Consider the following 20,437-nt stretch of genomic DNA (forward strand, 5'->3'; position numbering starts at 1 on the left):
GCCCGGTTCACCCGTGGCTCAGATACACGTTAAGGGATCTCTTAGTTATTCCATCAGCACTACGAATCAGAGCTCGAACATAGTTGAGCTACCTCTCGAACTGAGCGAAGAGAAGGACACTAATCGCCTGTCAAATCGCGTAACAAAACGCAGTATCACGATCGAAACAGTTGGATTGTCCATTGTCGGCTCTCAGGGTCCGGTGCCTACGAAGCAAGGACCGACTACAATCACATTTGACGGGAAGCCTTCCGTCGACACATATGTATTAGCCAAGTCTGAAAAGGATTCCAATAACGCTTGGATGATTCCCGAGACCGACGAGTTCATTAATCACGGGTCATCTTTTGCCGCCGAGTACGCCGCGTTGGCCGTCATCTATTTTTTCCCGTATTTTATCGTACTGCGCTGGGTCGGCAAATCCCGTGACCCGGACAGCAGGGCTCTTCGAAACATGTCGACCGCCACCGTCGCGGGAATTTTCGCCCTAGGATCAATGATCGCGTTAGCGCAATCGCCGATCGCGAGCATCTTTGGCGTTTCCACACTGGAGTTCAGTGCAGTCGGCGCCAGCCTGGCCACATTCAGTGGCAGCCTGATCGTTGCGACCGCATGGCGAGCCGGATACGGCGGCGCCATTCTCTCAGCCCGACGCGGATTGCTACTTTCGGGCACATTTTCCGTCATACTGCTCACGCTATTTTGGGTATTGAACACACGAATTTCCGCGACCGCCGGCGAACTCGAAGCCCTGGTCGCCGTGGTAGCGTCGTGCACGTTGACACAAGTTGCACTCGGACGTACAAAGAATTTATCCATTGGGTCATTGATAGGCTTCATATCTGCGATCGCATGCTTGATGGCATTTATTTTCAGAGGAACGGACGGCACACCTCTGGCATGGCTGGCAGACATTATCGCCGGACTTGGAATGATTCCGTTGTTTGCCATGGCACTATCTGTCACCAATCTGTCCAGGCGCTGGCGCACCCTCTTGTCACTGATGCTGGCAGCACTGGCCTACGTCCCACTCGTCTACCTGACTTTCGAATCGGGCAACCAGAAATACTGGCCGTTGGGCTACGTTGACATTATCGGTCCATGGACAAGAAGCACCACGCAGACCATTGGCATGACCTGGCTGATGGTCGCCAACCTGACTCTTTGCTTCCTGGTTTTTTCACAGATGAAAAGATTGTCCGGACTCAACACCATCGACGCCCGAATGGTTCGTCTGCCACTGATCACCATTTCGATCGTCTTCATTCCGACCACATTTCTGCCGGGCGTACCCAACGCACTGGCGTTCACCTTTCTGTTGATTGGCTTTCTTCTAGCCATCCCCGCTCGATCGGCGACGATCGCGGACCGGTCGATGGACGCGCACCACATAGCTTTTCAAGCAGAAACGCGCCGACGCTTATCACAATCCGCCGCCGCGCGGTTTTACCATTCAGCACAAAGCGACCTGGCGACCGGGACCATGGATGCTGACAGTTTTTTGGCGAGATATGAAAACTTGACAAGCCTGGACCCCACTCGGTCAGGGTCGGCATCGAGCAAATATTCGAGTCCGCTGGGGTCCAACTGCGGCGAGCCCGCTTGGCAAAACCTGCTGTGCGCCTTGCGCTTGGCCTTGCCGATCTGCTTACCTTCCGTGATCTTCGAGGCTTGGGCCTACATCAGCGGCACCAGCTTCGACTACAAACCGGTAGTTGATGTTATCGGCGACCTGCGCCATATCTTGAGATGGTTTGCCTACGCGGCAATATACGGCTACGCGTATCCTTGGCTGCGAGGCAGCAACCCGATTCGAAAATCGATCGTCTTTTCGATTACCCTGGGAATACCTGAGGTGATTACCGCCCTGAGCACACCCACCCTGGAGCAGAACCTACTGGTGGCCGGCATCGTACGAGCCGGGCAGGTCATATTTTTCTGCATCTTTCTCGGCATGCTCTGGGAACGCGAGATCGCACGACGCGCCACGACGGCTTGGTCTCAAATTCGCGACTTCAAAAAACTTCGCTCGCTGGCGGCGCCGACAATTACCGTGTTAGTTGCGGCTGCTACCGCCGCCGCGACCGTGCTGGCCACTGCTGCCGTGACTCCCAAGTCCGCTGAACCTCCTGGTTCGACCGCCAGCCAGGACAAAGACGGCAAAAAGCCATGATGCGGCCCCCGGCCCCGGTATCCAGTTTACCGGGGGCTACCGACAGTTCCGGGGCTGCGGACGGCAGTTGTCCACAACCCCGGAGCCGGTCAGCGCTTGCCGTGGAGGATGGTCACCAGCTTGGCGACCATGGCGTCCGTCGAAGGCTTGCGGGTGAACGACGTCAGCGTGAGCGGCGCCGTGAAGCGTTGGCGGGCGATGGCCTTGGTGCGGGCGAACTCGCGCAGGCCCTCCGGGCCGTGGATGCGGCCGAAGCCCGAGTCGCCCACGCCGCCGAACGGCAGGGATGCGATGCCCGCGAACGAGAGCGGGGCGTTGATCGACGTCATGCCCGTGCGCAGCTTTTCCGCCAGCTCGACGCCGCGGGACTTCGAAAACACCGTCGACCCCAGGCCGTACTTCGTGTTGTTCGCCTTCTCGATCGCTTCGTCCATGTTGCGGACCTTCGCGATGGTCACCGTCGGGCCGAACGTCTCCTCCGTGACGGCTTCGGAGTCCTCGGGGACGTCGATCAGGACCGTCGGCTGCGCGTACCGGTCGCCGACCGAGTCCTCGCCACCGAGTACCGCCTTGCCGCCGCGGGCCACGGCGTCCTGGATGTGGCGCCTGATCACGCCGAGCTGCGACGGCATCGTCACCGGGCCGTACTGGGCGGCCTCGTCCGAGCCCGCGCGGACGTCCTTCGACTTCTCGACGACCTTCGCGACGAACTCGTCGTGCACCTTCTCGTGGACGTACACGCGCTCGACGCCGATGCAGGTCTGGCCGGAGTTGGAGAACGCGCCCCAGACCGTCGCGTCGGCCGCGGCGTCGAGGTCGGCGTCCGCGTCGACCAGCACCGGGTCCTTGCCGCCCGCCTCGATGACGACCGGGGTGAGCGTCTCGGCGGCCGCGGCCATGATCCGCTTGCCGGTGGCGGTCGAGCCGGTGAAGGCGATCTTGTCGACGCCCGCGCCGACCAGCGCCGCGCCCGTCTCGCCGAAGCCGGTGATCAGCTGCAGCACCGGCTGCTCCGGGACGATCTCGGCGAACGCGTCGACCAGCCACTTGCCGACGCCCGGGGTGTACTCGCTGGGCTTGAAGACGACGGCGTTGCCCGCCGCGAGCGCGTAGGCGATCGAGCCGAGCGGCGTGAACACCGGGTAGTTCCACGGGCCGATCACGCCGACGACGCCGAGCGGCTGGTACTCGACGGTGGCCGCCTGGTTCGACATCAGCAGCCCGGCCGAGCGCTTCTGCTTGCCGAGGATCTTCTTCGCGTGCTTGCCGGCCCACGCGATGTGCTCGATGGCCAGGACGCTCTCGAGCTGCGCGTCGGCGATCGGCTTGCCGGTCTCGTCGCGCACCACCTGGCACAGCTGCGGCAGCCGCCGCGTCAGCACGCCCTTCCAGCCGCGAAGCCGCTCCGCGCGGCCGGCGAAGCCGAGATCAGCCCACCACTTCGCCGCGACGCGCGCTCGCACGACGGCGGCCTGCACGTCCTCGGCGCTGTGCACCGGGTAGGTCCCGACGACCTCGTCGGTCGCCGGGCTCAGCGAGTCGAAGGTCTCGCCGAGGGACGTCGGCTTAGGCTGGACGGCAGTCATCGGCGTCTCCCGCAAGGTCGAGGTTCAGCCCAGGTTACGACGTTACTGACGTGGTGCCAATAGCGCCCGCGGGCTTCGCCACCAGCATTGCACCGGCGATCGCCGCAGCAAAGACACCGAACACCGGCGCGAGCCACAGCGGCAGCACGCCCACCGCCAGCGAGCCGAGCCCGAAGCCGCACGCCTGCACCGTGAAAGACAGCGAGAAACCCGCTGACCTGCGGTTCTTCGGCAGCAGCCGCTGCAGGTTGACCGAGGTCGCGGCCACCAGCGGCCCGGTGCACCCGCCGATCACGGCCACCGACGCGATCAGGCCCGGCCAGCCGAAGTCGCCCGCGAGGGCGAGTCCCCCGACGATGAACCCGCCGAGGAACAGCCGCGGGTCGCCGGTCTTGCCGCGCCACGCGTAGAGCGCGCTGCCCACGATGCTCGCGCCGCTCAGCACCGCGATCACCACCGGCGCGGCCGTGTCGGGCGCGCCGAGCCGCTGGACGAGCGGCAGCGGCGCGACCTCGATCGTCGACAGGAGCAGCCCGACGGTGAACGCGCAGCACAGCCACGGCAGGTAGGTGCCGACGCCGGCGGGCGGCACGTCCGGCCCGGTTTCCTCCCGTTCGCGCTCAGCCGCGCGGCGCGGGACGAGCACGGCGGCGCCCACGCAGGCGGCCGCCATCGCGGCGAGCGGCACGAACGGACCGGCCAGGTCGAGCAGCGCGACCAGCGCCGGGCCGCCGATGAGCACGCCTTCCAGCAGCATCGCGTCGACGGAGATGGCCCGCGGCAGCAGCGCGTCGTCGACGGTGTCCGCGAGCAGCGTCCGGAACCCGCCGGACAACGCGCCCGCGGTGGCGCCGGGCAGCAGGACCAGCGCGAGCAGCACGGCGGTCGGCGCGTTCGCCGACGCCGCGAAGGCGAGCACGGCGAAGCCGGCGGCGGTCAGGAGCAGCAGCGCGGGCAGGCCACGCGTCACGCCGACGCGGTCCAGCAGCCGCCCGACCGGCACCGCGCCGGCCATCTCGGCGACGACGTAGACCGACATCAGCACCCCGCCGAGCCGGTACGAGCCGGTGGTGGCCGTGGTCAGCAGGGTGAACGCGAGCGGCGCCATGGTCGCCGGGAGCCGGGCGAACTGGACGCCCGCCGACCAGCGCCAGTAGGCGCGATGGGTGAACAACGACATGGGAGCACGCTCTTACGACGGCGGTTTGCGCCATACTGATTCGGGCACGAGCGAATCCGGGGTCGCCATGATCGAGCTGGTCCTGAGCGCGGCCGGCAGCCAGCGCGTCCGCTTCGCGATCTCGCCGCTGGAGGAGGTCCTCGGCGCCGTCCAGACGCTGCTCGGCCTCCGCGGGCACCCGGCGCACCTGCCGTGGGTGTCCGCCGCACCCGCACTCGACGTCCCCGAGCTGGCGGCGGTCCTGAGCGCGCGGCACTACATCACCGAGTTCCTGAGCCCGCCGCCCGCGGGGCCGGAAACCACCGCCGAGGCCCAGCTGCAGGTGGTCCGCGAGACGCCGCCGCACCAGGTCGCGCTGGAGCTGGCGATGGTCGACGCCGACCTTTCGCCGCTCCCGGCCGACCCGGCGACCGCGCGGGACCTGCTGGCCGGCCAGCTCGAAACCGTCTGGAACGCGCTGCTCGCCCCGCGGTGGCCGCGCCTGCGCGAGCTGCTGGCCGCCGACATCGCGTACCGGACGCGGCTGCTCGGCTCCGGGGGCATCACCGCGATGCTGGCCGAGCTCCACCCGCAGGTCCGGCTGACCGGGACGTCGGTGCTGGTCGACGTCCGCTCCCGCGAACGGCTCGAGATCGACTCCCGCGGGCTGCTGCTCATCCCGGCGGTGTTCGCGTGGCCGAACGTCGGGGTGGTGACGGTGCCGCCGTGGCAGACGTCACTGCTCTACCCCGCCCGCGGCGTCGCGGCGCTGTGGACGTCGGCGACGGCGCCGCCGGAACCGCTGGCCGAGGTGCTCGGCCGGACCCGGGCGCTGCTGCTGACCGGCCTGGACGCCCCGGCCGCGACGGCCGACCTGGCACGCCGCTTCGGCCTCGCCCCGGCGACGGTGTCGGCGCACCTGACGGCGTTGCGCGCGGCCGGGCTGCTGACGTCGGAGCGCAGCGGGCACCGGGTGCTGTATCGCCGCACCGGCCTCGGCGACGCGTTGCTGACCGGCAAACTCTGACTAGGGTGGAATCACGACCCGTGAAGGAGAATCATCGATGCGTATCGTCCATTTCGGACATGCCTGTGTGCTGCTGGAGACCGGCTCGGAGCGGATCCTGATCGACCCCGGCACGTTCTCCACGGACTTCGAGCGCGAGCGTGAGCTGGCCGCCGTGCTGATCACGCACCAGCACTTCGACCACCTCGACGTCGAGCGGCTGCCGAAGGTGCTCGAAGCCAACCCGGGCGCGAAGCTGATCGTCGACCCCGGCTCGGCCGAGGCCGTCGGGAAGCTGGGTGTCCCCTTCGACGTCGCCAACGTCGGGGACGCGTTCGCGATCGGGGACACGTCGATCAAGGCCGTCGGCGGCGAGCACGCCGTGATCCACAGCGACATCCCGACGATCCCGAACATCGGCTACGTCTTCGACGACGGCGCGTTCTTCCACCCCGGCGACTCGTTCTTCGTACCGGAGCAGCACATCGACGTCCTCGGCCTGCCGACCGGCGCGCCGTGGCTCAAGGCCGGCGAAGCGGTCGACTACCTGCGCGCGGTGGCGCCGCGGATCGCCGTGCCGATCCACGAAGCCGTGCTCGCCAACCCGGGCATGCACTACGGCCTGTTCGGCAACCTCGCGCCCGAAGGCACCGAGGTGAAGGTGCTCGACCGCGCGGAGCCGGCGAAGCTCTAGGCCGCGACGGTGCGCAGTGAGCCGTAGGTCGCGCCGAACGCGCGGTTCTCCAGGGCGACGTCGACGGCGTCGAGGAGGGCCTGGCGGAGGCCGGGGCGGGTGAGGTCGATGGCGTCGACGCCGAGCCGGACCAGGCCGCCCCGGCGCGCGGCGCGCGCGGCCGCCAGCACCAGCGCGAAGCAGCGGACGGTCTCGGTGCGCTGCGACTGGCTGGTGAACTCCTGGACGCGGGCGCGGCGCACCTCGCCGGTGACGAGGTCGCGCACCGCGCCGAGGTCCGCGCACAGGCGGAAGCCGTGCTCGCCCAACGCCTGGAGCGTGCCCTGGGAGGCGATCCAGCGCGGCGGCGCGAAGCCGTCCACGGCCAGCCCGGCGGCGTCCAGCGCGGCCTTCGCGGCGATCAGCCGCAGCCGCGCCTCGTGCGCGGGCAGCGTCGCGAACTCCGCCTTCTTGCCCAGGTACACCGTGCGGTGCGTGGGCGTGACGACGTGGTCGTAGCCGTGCAGCAGCACGGAATCACCGCGGCGGGCGCGGGTGCGCACCCACTCCGTCACCGGGCCTTCGCCGGTGCGGGCGGCGTACAGCACCGACAGCGGCACTTTGCGGCGGTCGAGCTCGGCCGCGAGATCGGCGCACCGGTGCAGCGTGCGCGGGGTGATGCCCGACAGCGAAACCAGCAACTGAGCGTCCACGCCACCATTGGGACGCACGCGTCTGACGTCGGCGTGAACTGCGCAGGACGGGCGGGCGGCCGTTGCCGGAAGGGTCAGCCGCCTTCACCCAGGCGCTGCACCGCCACGGCGATGCGGTCGCGAAGGTCGGGGTCGACGACCACGCCGTCGGCGACCGCGGCGCGCGGGACCGGGATCCGCGCGCAGGCTTCCTCGACGATCTCGGCGCCCGCGTAAGTCAGCACCTTGCGCAACGAGTCGTGTGCGTCGCCGCCGCCAGTCGGCGCCGCAACGGACGAGGCGTTGATCCAGGCGACCGGCTTGCCGTAGATCTCACCACCGCCGACCGTCCAGTCGAGCAGGTTCTTGAACGACCCCGGCAGGCCGCCGGCGTACTCCGGGGTGCAGATCAGCACCGACGTCGCGGCCGCGATGGCCGCGCGCAGCGAAGTGACGGCGGGGTGCAGCGGGTCGCGGTCGTCATCGGGGTTGAAGTGCGGGAGATCGCCGAGTCCGGTGAACGTCGTGGTCTCCGTGAGGGTCGCGACGGTCCCCAGTACCGCCGCATTGCCCGAGCCTGCTCGCAGGCTGCCGCAGATCAGCAGGATCACGGGGCCAGTCTGCCAGGCACAGCCCGGTGATGCGGTGATAAGCCTCGATGTAGCGGTCCCGCGTGGCCGTCACCACTTCGGGCGGCAACGGCGGCAACGGGGACGCGCAGTCCCAACCGGACACCGGGTCGACGAGCCAGTCGCGCACGTGCTGCTTGTCGAACGACGGCCGGCCGGGCCGGTGGCCGTCGGCGGGCCAGTAGCGCGCCGAATCCGGCGTCAGCACCTCGTCGGCCAGGACCAGGCCACCGTGCGCGCCGATGCCGAACTCGAACTTCGTGTCGGCCAGCAGCAGGCCCTGCTCCGCGGCCCGCGCGGCACCACGGCGGTACAGCTCGAGCGACGCCTCGCGGACCTCCTCCGCGAGCGCGCGGCCGAGGACCGCGACGAACGTGTCGAAGTCGATGTTCTCGTCGGGTTCGCCGGGACGGGCCTTTGTGGACGGCGTGAAGATCGGCTCGGGCAGCCGGGCCGAGTCGGCGAGCCCGGGCGGTGGCACGACGCCGCAGACCGCGCCGTCACGGCGGTAGTCCGCGTAGCCGCGGCCGGTCAGGTAGCCGCGGACGACGGCCTCCACCGGCAGCATCTCGAGCCGCTCGACCAGCATCGCCCGGCCGCGCACGGCGTCGGGGATCCCCGGCCCGTCGCTGGCCACGAGGTGGTTCGGCAGGACGTCGGCGAGCTCGCCGAACCAGAACACGCTCATCGCCGTGAGCACCCGTCCCTTGTCCGGAACCGGGGTGACGAATACACGTTCAAAAGCCGAAATGCGGTCGGAAGCAACGATCAGGAGCCGGTCGTCGCCCGCGTCGTACAGGTCGCGGACCTTGCCGGTGACGAGCTTGGGGTGTCTGGGGAGGGGTGTCACGCACTGAACCCTAACGGGCACGCTCCGCCACCGAGGATGATGCTGCACATGCCGCTGACATGGGCCTCGATGACCACCGACTACGGGCTGCGCGACGGCTTCGTGGCGGCCTGCCACGGCGTGATCGCGCGGCTGGCGCCCGCCGTGCGGGTCATCGACGTGACGCACGAGGTGCCACCCCAGAACGTCCGCCACGGGGCCATGGCGCTGGCGCAGACGGCGCCCTACCTGCCGGAGGCCGTGCACGTCGCCGTCGTCGACCCGGGCGTCGGCACGGCGCGGCGCGGCGTGGTCGTCGTCGCCGAGGGCGGGCTGCTGGTCGGGCCGGACAACGGCCTGCTGCTGCCCGCCGCGCGGGCCCTCGGCGGGGTCCGGGCCGCGTACGAGCTGACCGAGCCGTCGCTGCGGCTGCCGGTGACGTCGGCGACGTTCCACGGGCGCGACGTCTTCGCACCCGCGGCCGCACACCTTGCATCGGGCGTCTTGCCGTCTGCATTCGGCAACGCCGTCGAGACGCTGGTGGAGCTGCCCGAGCCGTTCGTGGCGGCGTTCCCCGGCAAGCTGGTGTCGGAAGTGCTGACGGTCGACCACTTCGGCAACGTCCAGCTGGCCGCGACGCCGGCGGATCTCGAGCTGAGCGGGCTGACCGGCGCGGTTTCGGTGCACAGCGAACGGGTCGCGGTGATCACGGCGGTCGGGCGGACGTTCGCGGACGTGCCCATCGGGGCGAGCGTGCTCTTCGCGGACTCGGCGGGCCGGCTCGCCGTCGCCGTCAACGGCGGCTCGGCGGCGGCCGTGCTCGGGCTGGGCCCGGCCCAGGAGTGCACGATCACGTCGTCGCCGACGGCCACCTGAGCGGGCGATCTGCGGTCGTCATGCCGAACACCACGCCGCCGTCGGGGTCCCGGCGGTAGGTGGCGAGGGTGCGACCAGCAGCGCGTGCCCGTCGGCGAACGCGGCTGTGCCCGGCGTCTCGCCACTGGTGACGCGCTCGTGGTCCGGCGCGACGCCGACCAGCGCCGAGGGCAGGCCGAGCACGGCCGAGAACCACTCGGCGGCTTCGGCGCTCTGGTGGACGCCGTCGACGTGCCAGGAGAAGGTCTACGCCGGGTGCCGCGGGCCGTCACGCCGGACGTCGAGGACGAGGTCTTCGACGTCCGGTGCGGACAGCAGGAGCCGGTCGCCGCGCACCTGCGGCCGAACCGTGGCCGGCACCGGATAGCGTCGCTGGCTGCGGAAGTCGCCGTCCGGCGCGACGACCTGGAACACCCGGTCGTGCGCCAGTCCGGCCGGCCCGACGTCGGCGACCGGCACCGAAGTACCGGCGCACCCCTTGACCGGGTAGTACGTCAGCCGCGCGATCCTCACCGTGCCCGCAGACTACCGGCGCACACGCGGCCGACGCGCTTCCGTCAGAGCACCTGCGAGAGGAACCGTTGCAGGCGCGGGCTTTGCGGGTCGTCGAAGAGCTGTGCCGGCGGGCCCTGCTCCACGATCTTGCCCGCGTCCATGAACGCGACCTCGTCGGCGACGCTGCGGGCGAAGCCCATCTCGTGGGTGACCACGATCAGCGTCAGCCCGCGTTCGGCCAGGCCCGCCATCAGCGTCAGCACGCCCTTGACCAGCTCCGGGTCGAGCGCGCTGGTGGCCTCGTCGAACAGCATGACCTCGGGGTCCATCGCCAGCGCGCGGGCGATCGCGACGCGCTGCTGCTGCCCGCCCGACAACGCGCTCGGCCGGTACGGCGCCTTGTCGGCCAGGCCGACGTCCGCCAGCCGGGCGCGGGCGATCGCCGCCGCTTCCTCCTTGCTCAGCTTCTTCACGCTGCGCAGCGGCAGCACGATGTTGTCCAGCACGCTCCGGTGGCCGAAGAGGTTGAAGTGCTGGAACACCATGCCGACGCGCTGGCGCAGGGCGTCCGGGTCGGACCGGATCACGGACTCGCCGTCGAGCAGCAGGTCGCCGGAGTCGGGCTCCTGCAGGCGGTTCACGCACCGCAGGAGCGTCGACTTGCCGGAGCCGGACGGCCCGATCACGCAGGTCGTCTTGCCGCTCGGGACCTTCAGGTCGACCCCGCGCAGGACTTCCAGCGTGCCGAAGCTGACGTGGATGTCCCGCAGCTCCACACTGGACGAACGCACCGCTGTCGTCGTCACCACGCGCTCACCCTTCCGCCGGGACCGATCTCCACCGGGTCGCCTTCGTCTGGCTCGTCGGCGCGGACCTTGCGCCCCGTCCGGAGCTTCTTGTCGATGTAGTTCACCAGGTGCGTCAGCGGCACCGTGATCACCAGGTAGACGAACCCGGCCGCGACCAGCGGCGACAGGTTCCCGGTGTTGGCCGCCAGGTCCTGCCCGATCCGGAACAGCTCGCGCTGCTCGGACAGCAGGCCGAGGAAGTACACCAGGCTGGAGTCCTTGACCAGCGAGATGAACTGGTTCACCAGGGCGGGCAGCACCCGGCGGACGCCCTGCGGGATGACGATCAGCAGCATCGCCTTGCTGTAGCTCATCCCGAGCGCGCGGCTGGCTTCCAGCTGTCCTTTTTCGACACTCTGGATGCCGGCCCGGAAGATCTCGCCGATGTAGGCGGCGGCGATCAGGCTCAGCGCCAGGATGCCCAGCGGGTACGGGTTGGTGCCGACGACGTCCCGCGCGAGCGTGCCGAGACCCTGGCCGATCACGAGGATGGTCAGGATCGCCGGCAGGCCGCGGAAGATGTCGGTGTACACCCGGGCCGGCCAGCGCAGCCACGCCTTGGTGGACAGCCCCATCACCGCGACGACCATGCCGAGCACGGTGCCGATCACCGCGGAGGTGAACGCCAGGATCAGCGTGTTGAGCAGACCGGTCTTCAGCAGGTCGGGGAAGACCTGCCAGATGTACTCCCAGTCGAGGAAGGTGTCGAAGAACTGGTCCATCGCTTTGCTACTGCCCCGCCTTGAATTCCGCGGGAACGGGCGCGGTGGCTTCGAACTGGTCGTGCACCTTCACCCAGGTGCCGTCCGCGATGACCTTCTTCAGGCCGTCGTTGACCTTGGTGATGAGGTCGGTGTTGCCCTTCTTGAAGGCGAACCCGTGCGGGATGGTCGTGGTGATCGCCTTGGTCACCTTGAGCTTCGCGTCCGGGTTGTTCTTCGCGTAGTCCTCGGCGGTGGCCTGGTCGAACACCGCGCCGTCGACGGCGCCGGTCTTGAGCGCGGCCAGCGCGGCGGCGTCGTTCGGGAACCGGACGGCCTGCGCGGTCGGCGCGTTCGTGCCGAGCCAGGTGTCCGACACCGTGCCCTGGACGACGCCGATCCGCTTGCTCGCCAAGGAGTTCTCGTCCGTGATGCCGGCGGTCTCCTTGGCTTCGATGCCGAGGGACTGGTAGTTGTACGGCGCCGAGAAGTCGACGGTCTTCTTGCGGGCGTCGGTCTGCGAGATCGCCGAGCTGCCGATGTCGAAGGTGCCGTTCGCGACCTGGCCGAGCAGCGCGGAGAAGTCCGTCGCGACGAATTCGAGCTTCAGGCCCTCTTTCTGCGCGATGGCCTTGAGCAGCTCGTTGTCGAAGCCGGTGAAGGTGCCGTTCTCCTGGTAGGCGTTCGGCTTCGAGTCACTCAGCGTGCCGACGCGCAGGGTCTTGTCACCGCCGCCGCTGTCCGAGCCGCCGCCACACGCCGTGAGCGCGGCCAGCAGCGTCGCCGCGATCGCCGTGACCAGTGTCTTCTTCATGGGTCTCCTAACCCTGGAACCCGGCCGGCACCGGAGCGGTCGGCAGGAACTGCTGGTGCAGCTTAAGCCAGGTACCGTCGGAGATCACCTGCTTGAGCCCGGCGTCGATCTTGCCGAGCAGTTCGGTGTTGCCCTTCTTCACCGCGAAGCCGTGCGGCACGTCCGTGACGAAGCTCTTCACGACGACGAGCTTGGCGCCGGGGTTGTCGGTGACGTTCTTCTCGGCGATGCTCTGGTCCAGGATGTACGCGTCGACGGCGCCGGTCTTCAACGCGGTCAGCGCGGCGGCGTAGTCCGGGAAGCGCACGGCCTGCGCGGTCGGCACCGTGGTGCCCAGCCAGTGGTCGCCGACGGTCGCCTGGATGACGGCGACCCGCTTGCCCGCCAACGCCTTCTCGTCGGTGACCGGCGTGCCCTGCTTGGCCTGGATGCTCATGGTCTCGAAGTCGTAGGCCGCCGAGAAGTCGACGGTCTTCTTGCGCTCGTCCGTCTGCGCGATCGCCGAGCTGGCGATGTCGTAGCGGCCGGACGCGACCTGGCCCAGCAGCGCGGAGAAGTCCGTCGCGGCGAACTCCAGCTTCAGGTTCTGCTTGGCCGCGATGGCCTTGAGCAGCTCGTTGTCGAAGCCGGTGTAGTTGCCGTCCTTGAGGAAGATGTTCGGCGGCGCGTCGCTGAGGGTGCCGACGTGCAACGTCGGGGAAGCGCTGTCCGAGCCACTGCCGCACGCGGTGAGCGTGAGGGCCGCGGCCAGTACGGTGACGATCAGCTTCTTCATGTCACGCACCCAGGTTCTTCACGGGCAGGCCGGGGCCGCCCTGCTGGAGTTCCTTCGACAGCGGCGTCGTCTTGTAGAACTGGCCGTAGATACGCGCGACCGTGCCGTCCGCGATGGCCTTCCCGAGCCCGTCGTTCAGCTTGTTCAACAGGTCGGGGTCGGTCTTGGCGACGGCGAACGCCGACGGCGTGTCCTTGTCCTCGACGGTGTAGCCGAGCTCCAGCGGCACCGCGGGGTTCTGGTCCAGGTACTTCTGGCCGATGTCCTGCGGCACGACCCAGCCGTCCAGCGTGCCGTTCTTCAGCTGCGCGAAACCCGCGTTGTAGTCGGGGAAGCGGACGACCTGGGCCCCGTTGGTCTTGCCCGCGAACTCGTCCTGCACCGAACCCTGGACGACGCCGAGCCGCTTGCCCGCGAACGCCGCCGGTTCCTTGAGGTTCGCGCCCTTCTTCGTCACGATCGTCGTGAAGCCGGTGTTGTAGCCGTTGGAGAAGCTGACCGTCTTCTTGCGCGCCTCGGTGCTCGAAATCGTCGAGCTGCCGATGTCGAACTTGCCGGTCGCGACGCCGGCCAGCAGGCCGGAGAACTCGGTGCCGACGAACTCGACCTCGAAGCCCTCACGCTTCGCGATGTCGCGCAGCAGCTCGTTGTCGTAGCCGGTGAACCGGCCGTTCTCCAGGTAGATCGACGGCGGGGCGTCGCTCAGCGTGCCGACGCGCAGGGTCTTGCTCGCGGCCGAGGAGTCGGCACCGCCGCAGGCGGCCAGGGTCAGCGTCAGCGCGCCCGCGGTGACGACGGCGGCGATCTTCGACAGCGTGGATCTCATCGCTTCTTCCAGAGGTTGGCGCGCCGGTGGCGCGAGGAAAGCACGTCAGGTCATCTGGTAGACGATCTGACGCTCCGGGTTCAGCGGTCGAGATTAGGGATTTCGCCCGTTCGTGTGGATTCGTTCCAGTCCGTGGACTCGTGCGTCAGCTCACAGGATCGGCTGGGGCGCGTAGCCCGCCGCTTCGGGGAACTGCTCGAGCACCTGCGCGACGCGCTCGGCGACCTGCATCACCTGACGCCCGGCCGTCCCGGTGAACGAGATCCGGTCGGCGAGCAGCTTGTCCAGCTCACCGCGGTCGAGCGGGATGCGCTCGTCGGCCGCGAACCGGTCGAGCAGGTCGTTCTCCGCGCGCCCTTCCCGCATCTCCAGCGCGACGGCGACGGAGTGCTCCTTGATGGCTTCGTGGGCCGTCTCACGTCCGACGCCCGCGCGGACCGACGCCATGAGCACCTTCGTCGTGGTGAGGAACGGCAGGTAGCGATCCAGCTCACGTTCGATGACGGCCGGGAAGGCGCCGAACTCGGCCAGCACCGTGAGGAACGTCTCCAGCAGGCCGTCGAGCGCGAAGAAGGCGTCCGGCAGCGCGACGCGGCGGACGACGGAGTCGGAGACGTCACCCTCGTTCCACTGGTCGCCTGCCAGCTCGCCGATCATCGACAGGTAACCGCGCAGCACGACGGCGAGGCCGTTGACGCGCTCGCAGGAGCGGGTGTTCATCTTGTGCGGCATGGCGGACGAGCCGACCTGGCCGGGCTTGAAGCCCTCGGTGACCAGCTCGTGGCCGGCCATCAGCCGGATCGTCTTGGCCAGGCTGGACGGCGCCGCGGCGACCTGGACCACAGTGGACAGCACGTCGAAGTCGAGCGAGCGCGGGTAGACCTGGCCGACGCTGACGAATCGCCGACCGAAGCCGAGGTGCCGCATCACGCGGTCTTCGAGTTCATCCAAAGTGGACTCGTCGCCGAGCAGGTCGAGCATGTCCTGCGCGGTGCCGACCGGGCCCTTGATGCCGCGCAGCGGGTAGCGGCCGATGAGGTTGTCGAGCCGCTCGAAGGCGACCAGCAGCTCGTCGGCAGCCGTGGCGAACCGCTTGCCGAGGGTGGTGGCCTGCGCGGCGACGTTGTGCGAGCGCCCGGCCATGACGGTGTCGGTGTGCTCGACGGCGAGCACGGCCAGCCGGGCGAGCACGGCGGCGACGCGGGCGCGGACCAGCTCCAGCGACCGGAGCAGCTGCAGCTGCTCGACGTTCTCGGTGAGGTCGCGCGAGGTCATCCCCTTGTGGATGTGCTCCTGCCCGGCCAGGTCGCTGAACTCCTCGATGCGCGCCTTGACGTCGTGGCGGGTGACGCGCTCCCGGGCCGCGATCGACCCGAGGTCGACCTGCCGCAGCACGCGCTCGTAGTCCTCGACGACACCGTCGGGCACGTCGACGCCGAGGTCCTTCTGCGCTTTGAGCACGGCGATCCAGAGCTGCCGCTCCAGGACGACCTTCTCCTCCGGAGACCAGAGCGAAACCAGCTCCGGCGACGCGTAGCGGGCGGCGAGCACGTTGGGAATGCGGGGCTTGTCCGTCACGCCCTCACGATACCTGCGCAGGTCAGGCGAGGGTCGCGCGGATCGTGAGGGCGGTCGCGGTGCCTGGGGCGAGGGTGGTCAGCGGGCCGAGGACCTCCAGCTCGACGATCCGCGCCGGCGGGTCCAGACCGCCCAGGGAAGCCAGCGGCGACGGGAGTGGGTGCTCCAGCCAGATCTCCAGCGGTGAGCCCTCGTCCGGGTACTCGCCGGCCGGGTCGACGTCGAAGGACAGCGTCAACGCGCCGTAGGACACCCAGCCCGCTGTGCCCGGCACGCCCAGCTTGCCGACGACGTCCTGCGGCGGCACGACCAGGCGGTCACCGTCCACTGTGTACTCCGGCGTGCCCGTGCCGGCCACCAGCGCGACGACGTCCGGCCGCCGGAGCCCGGCGGTGACCGCGCCGCCGCCGGGGCACTGTGTCACGTTCCACAGCGCCCAGCGCACCTGACGCGAGGAGACGTTCTCCGCGCGCAGGTCGAGCCGGTAGCCGTCGTCGAGGATCGTGATCGCGCGCGTGAACCGCAGGCCGGTGCGCGGGTCCGGCGCGCTGGTCATGGTGACCGTGTCGCCGTCGGCGGCCACGGCGTACGGGCCGGAGTCCAGCACCGGATCCGGCGGGCCGGCCCACTGGTCCGGACCGTCCCAGCCCTGGGGCGCGGGCCACGTCTTGTCGCCGCCGTAGTTGATCCAGTCGCCCATCCGGCCCGAGTTCGGCGCGTAGTCGCCGCGCAGGTCGGCGCCGAGCAGCGCCGGGTCGCGCCAGAGCAGCTCGACGCCGCGGTGGCGCACCGACAGCAGCCGGCCGCCCAGCTCCGGCACCAGGCCGAGCCGCAGGTCGCCGCGCTCGAGCCAGGTCACCATTCGGCGAGGCCGCCGTCGTCGTGGCGCCACACCGGCGACCGCCAGGCGTGCCCGATCTCGTCGGCCCGGCGGACGGCGGCTTCGTCGACCTCGATGCCGAGGCCCGGGCCGAGCGGGCGGGCCGCGTAGCCGTCCTGGAAGGTGAAGATCGACGGGTCGACGAGGTAGGAGTGCTCGGTGCCCTCGTGGTAGTGCATGCCCAGACTCTGTTCCTGGATCAGGAAGTTCGGCGTCGCGAACGACACCTGCAGCGACGCGGCGAGCGAGATCGGCCCGAGCGGGCAGTGCGGTGCGAGCGACGCGCCGTACATCTCGGCCAGCGCGCCGATCCGCCGCAGCTCGGAGATGCCGCCGGCGTGCGACGGGTCCGGCTGCACGACCGCGACCCCGGCGTCGAGCACCGGCTTGAACTCCCAGCGCGAGTAGAGCCGCTCGCCGACCGCGATCGGCACGGTCGACGCCTCGACGACCGAGCGCAGCGCGTCCCCCTGCGTCTCCGGCAGGATCGGCTCCTCGACGAACATCGGCTGGACGTCTTCCAGCATCTTGACCAGCCGCCGGGCCATCGCGGGCGAGACGCGGCCGTGGAAGTCGATGGCGAGGTCGCGGTCCGGGCCGAGCGCCTCGCGCGCTTCCCACGCGCGGGCGACCGCCGCGTCGGCTTCGCGGGGTGACGCGATCGCCGTCAACGGGCCGGCGACGTTCATCTTCACCGCCGTGAACCCCGCCTCGACCTGCGCGGTCACCGCCTCGCGGATGCCGGAGGGCCGGTCGCCGCCGACCCAGCTGTAGACCCGGACGCGGTCGCGGACCGGGCCGCCGAGCAGCTCGTGGACCGGCGCGTCGCGGACCTTCCCGGCGATGTCCCACAGCGCGTGGTCGAACCCGGCGAGCGCACTCGAGAGCACCGGCCCGCCGCGGTAGAAGCCGCCGCGGCGCAGCACCTGCCAGTGGTCCTCGATGCGCAGCGGGTCCTGGCCGATCAGCAACTCGGACAGCTCGTGCACGGCCGCGCGCACGGTCTCCGCGCGGCCCTCGACCACGGGCTCGCCCCAGCCGCTGATGCCCTCGTCCGTGCTGACCTTGAGGAACAGCCAGCGCGGCGCGACCAGAAACGTTTCAACCCCGGTGATCTTCACCCGTGTCCCCCATCTGCGTGCCCGTTCATGCGGAATCCTTGGCGGCGGACCAGCCGCCGTCGACGGTCAGCTCGGCGCCGGTGACGAACGACGCGGCGTCCGAGAGCAGGAAGGCGATCACGTCCGCCACCTCCGCCGGCTCGCCGAGCCGCCCGGCCGGCGTCGCGCGGGCACTGCGTTCGCGGTCCTCGGGCGAGATGCGGCTCCAGGCCTCGGTGAGCACCGGCCCCGGCAGCACGGAGTTGACGCGCACGGCCGGGGCGTACTCCACGGCCAGCTGCCGGGCCAGCGCGACCAGCGCGCCCTTGCTCGCGGCGTACGCGGGGTGGCCCGGCAGGCCGAAGTGCGCGTGCACCGACGAGACGAGCACGATCGCCCCGCCTCGCGCCCGCAGCGACGGCAAGCAGGCCTTCACGGCGAGGTACGCGCCGGTCAGGTTGACGTCGAGCTGCCGCCGCCACTCGGCGCGGTCGATCTCGTGCAGTGGCCCGGTGCTGGGCACGTAGGCGTTGCTGACCAGGGCGTCCACCTCACCGACGGCCGCCCAGGTCGCCTCTTCGGTGACGTCGCCCCGGATCGGCGTGACGCCGTCGGGGAGTTCGGCGATGTCCACGCCGAGTACGCGGTAGCCGTCGCCGAGCAGTTTCCGGGCGGTCGCCGCCCCGATCCCGGACGCCGCTCCGGTCACCACTGCGGTACGCGTGGACATCGCCTCTCCCTGTCTCAGAACTTCGCTACGTGCACATGGTCGTCCGGCCCGCGGGCGGCGAGCCACAGCGACGCGCCGTCGGAAGCCGCGCCGAGGGTTCCCACGATGCTCCCGCTCGGGTACTCCGGCCGTTTGAACCAGCCCGCCCAGGTGCCGGACCACTCGTTGGCCCACAGCGAGTAGTCGCTCGCGGACGCGATGAGCGCGACCTTCGCGCCGACGGCCACGAGTGTCGGGCTGCTGCTGACCGTGCCGCCGATGCCCGTCCAGTCCGACCACGTGGCGCCGGTCTTCGTGCGCGTCCAGACGCTGTCGTCGGCGGTGCGGACCGCGACGACCGTGCCGCCGGTGGACGTCGCCGCGCCGGGCCGGCCGTAGATCGGCTGGCCGCCGGGCGCGCCGAGACCGGACCACTGACCGGCACTGGTCCGCTGCCAGACCTGGCCGTCGGCGCCACGCGCGAAGAGCGTGCCGTCGCCGGTGACGGACGGCGAATCGGTGAGCGTCCCGCCGAGCCGCTTCCAGTCGCCCCAGCGGCCCTTCGTGTAGGTGCGCTGGTAGGCGGCGTTGTCGAGGCCGCGGACGTAGACGTCGATGCCGTTCGGCCCGGCCACCGCGGCGGGCTGGCCGAGGAACCTGCCACCGATCTGACGCGCGCCGTCGAGGCCCTTGACCTGCAGGGAGCCGTTCCGGTCCCGGAAGAACGTCACCGTCTTGCCACCGGTGCGGACGATTGCCGGGCTGGCGGACGCGTCGCCGCCGAGGTCGTCGCCCGGGACGAGGTCGGTGCCGTGCAGACGCAGGAACGCCGTGCCGTGCGCGGGCACGGTGACCGTGTACGAGCCGGTCGCGCTGCCGCGGTCGGCGCGGGCGCGCAGGTCGCGGACGGACACCCGGCCCTTGAGCCCGGCGTCGGCGAAGTTCAGCGTCATCTGCGTCGGCGTCTCACCGCGGTTGAGCAGCACGACCGCGCGGTCGCCGTCGCGCGAGAGGACCTTGCTGTAGGTGTCGGTGCTGCCGTTGTTCGCGACGCGGACGCCCTGGGTGCCGAGGCGGTCCTGGTTGACGCCCACGATCTCGGGGTTCTTCAGCGTGCTGATCATCGACGCGGGCAGCGTGCGCGGGTCGGAGCCGAGGATCAGCGGGGAGGCCATCTCCGCCCACATGACGAACTGGGTGGTCGACTCCTCCTCGTTCAGCTCGTAGGTGCCCTGCTCGGTCTTGCGCATCGGGATCAGGTAGTCGGGGTCGTTGTAGTGCCCCGGCCCGTTCGCCTCGGGGTGCGCGGCGTTGGCGTCCATGTTGCGCAGGACGTCGGTCCAGATGCCCTCGTACGGCGTGCCGAACGCGATGTCCGTGCTGGTGCGCCAGGAGTCGGCGACGAGCGGGCCGTAGCTGTAGGCGATCCCGGCGACCTGGTCCGGCCCGTGCGGGGTGCCCCACTCGTCGGTGACCGGGTTGCAGACGTTGAGCACCATCGGCCGGCCCGCCTTGGCGAGGGCCTTGCTGAACTGCGAGAACGCGTCGGCGGGCTTGAGGTTCTGGGCGATGCCGCAGAGGAAGTCGACCTTGACGGCGTCGAACTTCCAGCTCGCGAACCGCTTGGTGTCCTGCTCGTAGTGGCCACCGGAGCCGGCCGCGCAGTTCTTGCCGTCCGACGCCCCCGCGTCGGTGTAGATGCCGGCCTTGAGCCCGCGGGCGTGCAGGTAGCCGACCAAAGTGGACAGTCCACTCGGGAACTTGGCCGGGTCCGCGAGGAGGTTGCCGCTCTTGTCCCGCGGGTCTGCGGCGGTCCAGCCGCCGTCGATCCAGACGTAGCGGTAGCCGGCGTCGCGCAGGCCGCTGGAGACGAGGAAGTCCGCGACGGACTCGACCGACGCCTCGCTGGGCGCGCCCAAGCCGTAGTAGGTGTTCCAGCCCATGTACGGGGTCTTCGCGACCCCGCTGTCGTAGTAGTCGGGAGCGCCTTGGTCGACGGCCGGTGTGGCCTGGGCCGGGATCGCGATGGCGGTGAGCGCGGCGGCCGCCGCTGCTACTACCGCTAGGGATCTCTTGAGGAGCATGTTG

At 69.8% G+C, this 20,437-nt stretch carries 21 protein-coding genes; 4 read left to right on the forward strand and 17 right to left on the reverse strand.

Annotated features, from left to right (window positions below; translation table 11 throughout):
- Positions 1 to 304 precede the first annotated feature (304 nt).
- Entirely contained in the window at positions 305 to 2,173 is a 1,869-nt protein-coding gene (locus tag MUY22_RS10505) for a hypothetical protein (RefSeq protein ID WP_247059202.1), read from the forward strand.
- A gap of 89 nt (positions 2,174 to 2,262) precedes the next feature.
- Here the strand turns inward: MUY22_RS10505 and MUY22_RS10510 are convergent, their stop codons facing one another.
- Together MUY22_RS10510 and MUY22_RS10515 are read right to left on the reverse strand one after the other, a co-directional pair.
- Positions 2,263 to 3,759, reverse strand: a complete 1,497-nt coding sequence (locus MUY22_RS10510) for an aldehyde dehydrogenase family protein (protein ID WP_247059203.1) — start codon at positions 3,757 to 3,759, stop codon at positions 2,263 to 2,265.
- Positions 3,760 to 3,793: 34 nt separating this feature from the next.
- On the reverse strand, positions 3,794 to 4,939 hold the full coding sequence (locus MUY22_RS10515; RefSeq protein WP_247059204.1) for an MFS transporter: 1,146 nt from the start codon (positions 4,937 to 4,939) through the stop codon (positions 3,794 to 3,796).
- Between the two features lie 67 nt (positions 4,940 to 5,006).
- Between MUY22_RS10515 and MUY22_RS10520 the strand changes: the two genes are divergently transcribed.
- Entirely contained in the window at positions 5,007 to 5,945 is a 939-nt protein-coding gene (locus MUY22_RS10520) for a DUF5937 family protein (RefSeq protein ID WP_247059205.1), read from the forward strand.
- A gap of 37 nt (positions 5,946 to 5,982) precedes the next feature.
- Positions 5,983 to 6,618: an MBL fold metallo-hydrolase gene (locus MUY22_RS10525; RefSeq protein ID WP_247059206.1), complete on the forward strand. Its 636-nt coding sequence runs from the start codon at positions 5,983 to 5,985 to the stop codon at positions 6,616 to 6,618.
- On the opposite strand, the gene MUY22_RS10530 is transcribed toward MUY22_RS10525, so the two are convergent.
- The 3 genes from MUY22_RS10530 to MUY22_RS10540 form a co-directional block, all read right to left on the reverse strand.
- A complete protein-coding gene (locus MUY22_RS10530; RefSeq protein WP_247059207.1) occupies positions 6,615 to 7,310 on the reverse strand; it encodes a DUF2334 domain-containing protein in 696 nt (231 codons plus the stop codon). The two genes, MUY22_RS10525 and MUY22_RS10530, sit on opposite strands and share 4 nt — an antisense overlap.
- Before the next feature lie 74 nt (positions 7,311 to 7,384).
- Positions 7,385 to 7,876, reverse strand: a complete 492-nt coding sequence (locus MUY22_RS10535; RefSeq protein ID WP_247063798.1) for an NADPH-dependent FMN reductase — start codon at positions 7,874 to 7,876, stop codon at positions 7,385 to 7,387.
- Positions 7,770 to 8,768: a phosphoribosylaminoimidazolesuccinocarboxamide synthase gene (locus MUY22_RS10540; RefSeq protein ID WP_247059208.1), complete on the reverse strand. Its 999-nt coding sequence runs from the start codon at positions 8,766 to 8,768 to the stop codon at positions 7,770 to 7,772. The genes MUY22_RS10535 and MUY22_RS10540 overlap by 107 nt, the downstream gene beginning before the upstream one ends.
- Positions 8,769 to 8,816: 48 nt before the next feature.
- Here MUY22_RS10540 and MUY22_RS10545 point away from each other — a divergent pair, with 48 nt between their 5' ends.
- Positions 8,817 to 9,623, forward strand: coding sequence for an S-adenosyl-l-methionine hydroxide adenosyltransferase family protein (locus MUY22_RS10545; protein WP_247059209.1), 807 nt, complete (start codon positions 8,817 to 8,819; stop codon positions 9,621 to 9,623).
- Positions 9,624 to 9,641: 18 nt separating this feature from the next.
- Here the strand turns inward: MUY22_RS10545 and MUY22_RS49730 are convergent, their stop codons facing one another.
- From MUY22_RS49730 to MUY22_RS10600, 12 genes are all read right to left on the reverse strand, one after another.
- Positions 9,642 to 9,806 carry a hypothetical protein gene (locus MUY22_RS49730; protein WP_371827601.1) on the reverse strand — a complete coding sequence of 55 codons (165 nt, stop codon included), beginning with the start codon at positions 9,804 to 9,806 and terminating at the stop codon, positions 9,642 to 9,644.
- Positions 9,807 to 9,869: 63 nt separating this feature from the next.
- On the reverse strand, positions 9,870 to 10,136 hold the full coding sequence (locus tag MUY22_RS49735; RefSeq protein ID WP_371827602.1) for an MOSC N-terminal beta barrel domain-containing protein: 267 nt from the start codon (positions 10,134 to 10,136) through the stop codon (positions 9,870 to 9,872).
- A 44-nt stretch (positions 10,137 to 10,180) separates the two neighbouring features.
- Positions 10,181 to 10,924, reverse strand: coding sequence for an amino acid ABC transporter ATP-binding protein (locus MUY22_RS10555; protein WP_305879380.1), 744 nt, complete (start codon positions 10,922 to 10,924; stop codon positions 10,181 to 10,183).
- Positions 10,921 to 11,688, reverse strand: coding sequence for an amino acid ABC transporter permease (locus tag MUY22_RS10560; RefSeq protein ID WP_247059210.1), 768 nt, complete (start codon positions 11,686 to 11,688; stop codon positions 10,921 to 10,923). The genes MUY22_RS10555 and MUY22_RS10560 overlap by 4 nt, the downstream gene beginning before the upstream one ends.
- 7 nt (positions 11,689 to 11,695) lie before the next feature.
- A complete protein-coding gene (locus MUY22_RS10565; RefSeq protein ID WP_247059211.1) occupies positions 11,696 to 12,481 on the reverse strand; it encodes an ABC transporter substrate-binding protein in 786 nt (261 codons plus the stop codon).
- A 7-nt stretch (positions 12,482 to 12,488) separates the two neighbouring features.
- A complete protein-coding gene (locus MUY22_RS10570; protein ID WP_247059212.1) occupies positions 12,489 to 13,256 on the reverse strand; it encodes an ABC transporter substrate-binding protein in 768 nt (255 codons plus the stop codon).
- A 1-nt stretch (position 13,257) separates the two neighbouring features.
- Entirely contained in the window at positions 13,258 to 14,082 is an 825-nt protein-coding gene (locus MUY22_RS10575) for an ABC transporter substrate-binding protein (RefSeq protein WP_247059213.1), read from the reverse strand.
- A gap of 150 nt (positions 14,083 to 14,232) precedes the next feature.
- On the reverse strand, positions 14,233 to 15,660 hold the full coding sequence (gene purB, locus MUY22_RS10580; protein WP_247059214.1) for an adenylosuccinate lyase: 1,428 nt from the start codon (positions 15,658 to 15,660) through the stop codon (positions 14,233 to 14,235).
- A 22-nt stretch (positions 15,661 to 15,682) separates the two neighbouring features.
- Positions 15,683 to 16,522 (reverse strand): DUF4380 domain-containing protein, encoded by an 840-nt coding sequence (locus MUY22_RS10585; protein ID WP_247059215.1) that lies wholly within the window; start codon positions 16,520 to 16,522, stop codon positions 15,683 to 15,685.
- The gene (gene dgoD, locus MUY22_RS10590; protein WP_247059216.1) at positions 16,516 to 17,661 is read right to left on the reverse strand and encodes a galactonate dehydratase; all 1,146 of its coding nucleotides are present in this window, start codon (positions 17,659 to 17,661) and stop codon (positions 16,516 to 16,518) included. The genes MUY22_RS10585 and dgoD overlap by 7 nt, the downstream gene beginning before the upstream one ends.
- A 25-nt stretch (positions 17,662 to 17,686) precedes the next feature.
- Positions 17,687 to 18,370, reverse strand: coding sequence for an SDR family NAD(P)-dependent oxidoreductase (locus MUY22_RS10595; protein ID WP_247059217.1), 684 nt, complete (start codon positions 18,368 to 18,370; stop codon positions 17,687 to 17,689).
- Positions 18,371 to 18,384: 14 nt separating this feature from the next.
- Positions 18,385 to 20,433, reverse strand: coding sequence for a glycoside hydrolase family 27 protein (locus MUY22_RS10600; protein ID WP_247059218.1), 2,049 nt, complete (start codon positions 20,431 to 20,433; stop codon positions 18,385 to 18,387).
- Between the last annotated feature and the right edge of the window lie 4 nt (positions 20,434 to 20,437).

Source organism: Amycolatopsis sp. WQ 127309 (assembly GCF_023023025.1).
Taxonomy (GTDB): Bacteria; Actinomycetota; Actinomycetes; order Mycobacteriales; family Pseudonocardiaceae; genus Amycolatopsis.

Coding starts and splice junctions, on each gene's coding strand:
- MUY22_RS10505 (WP_247059202.1), top strand. CDS start 305: ATGATTCCCGAGACCGACGAGTTCATTAATCACGGGTCATCTTTTGCC.
- MUY22_RS10510 (WP_247059203.1), bottom strand. CDS start 3,759: ATGACTGCCGTCCAGCCTAAGCCGACGTCCCTCGGCGAGACCTTCGAC.
- MUY22_RS10515 (WP_247059204.1), bottom strand. CDS start 4,939: ATGTCGTTGTTCACCCATCGCGCCTACTGGCGCTGGTCGGCGGGCGTC.
- MUY22_RS10520 (WP_247059205.1), top strand. CDS start 5,007: ATGATCGAGCTGGTCCTGAGCGCGGCCGGCAGCCAGCGCGTCCGCTTC.
- MUY22_RS10525 (WP_247059206.1), top strand. CDS start 5,983: ATGCGTATCGTCCATTTCGGACATGCCTGTGTGCTGCTGGAGACCGGC.
- MUY22_RS10545 (WP_247059209.1), top strand. CDS start 8,817: ATGCCGCTGACATGGGCCTCGATGACCACCGACTACGGGCTGCGCGAC.
- MUY22_RS10560 (WP_247059210.1), bottom strand. CDS start 11,688: ATGGACCAGTTCTTCGACACCTTCCTCGACTGGGAGTACATCTGGCAG.
- MUY22_RS10565 (WP_247059211.1), bottom strand. CDS start 12,481: ATGAAGAAGACACTGGTCACGGCGATCGCGGCGACGCTGCTGGCCGCG.
- MUY22_RS10570 (WP_247059212.1), bottom strand. CDS start 13,256: ATGAAGAAGCTGATCGTCACCGTACTGGCCGCGGCCCTCACGCTCACC.
- MUY22_RS10575 (WP_247059213.1), bottom strand. CDS start 14,082: ATGAGATCCACGCTGTCGAAGATCGCCGCCGTCGTCACCGCGGGCGCG.
- MUY22_RS10585 (WP_247059215.1), bottom strand. CDS start 16,522: ATGGTGACCTGGCTCGAGCGCGGCGACCTGCGGCTCGGCCTGGTGCCG.
- MUY22_RS10595 (WP_247059217.1), bottom strand. CDS start 18,370: ATGTCCACGCGTACCGCAGTGGTGACCGGAGCGGCGTCCGGGATCGGG.
- MUY22_RS10600 (WP_247059218.1), bottom strand. CDS start 20,433: ATGCTCCTCAAGAGATCCCTAGCGGTAGTAGCAGCGGCGGCCGCCGCG.